This window comes from Rhodococcus sp. O3 (assembly GCF_048897285.1).
GTDB lineage: Bacteria > Actinomycetota > Actinomycetes > Mycobacteriales > Mycobacteriaceae > Rhodococcus.
Genome location: NZ_JBMBTE010000325.1, coordinates 1 through 455, shown reverse-complemented (window position 1 = coordinate 455; position 455 = coordinate 1). Strand labels below are relative to the sequence as shown.

Genomic DNA, 455 nt, shown 5'->3' with positions numbered 1-455 from the left:
CTCGGCGACGGTGATCTCGTCGAACCCGACCCTGTGCGGCACCTTCCGCATCACCTTCGCCACCGCCGCGACATGCTCCGGCCCGATCGCACCGGAACGCGCCGCGACTGCCGTGGCGGGCAGTGCGGGTTCGAGGTCCTCACCGTCGAGGCAATGCCAGGTGCCGACCTTCTTGGCCCCCTTGACCCGCCGGGCCGCATCGGCGGCGGAGATCCGCAGCGTGCCGATGAGGAAGTCGTTGACCGAGCGGCAGCCGAGATGGCCCGGGATCATGCGTTCGGTGGTCTCGACGATCAGACGGTGCCCCACCGCCGACGCCTTGCGCAGGGAGGTTTCCAGGCGTTGCAGGACGGCGACGATGTCGTCGTTCGACAGTTTGGTCAGGTCGTCTTCGAGCAGGCCGTCGACCGCGGTGTCGAGGGCGGACAGCCGCGCCTCGACCACCGCACCCCCCA

The 455-nt window shown here is 69.7% G+C and carries 1 protein-coding gene; it reads right to left on the bottom strand.

What is annotated here, in order from left to right:
• Positions 1-455 (bottom strand): DUF222 domain-containing protein (locus ACN675_RS29255; protein ID WP_420754133.1); only part of this gene is annotated, 455 nt, incomplete at both ends.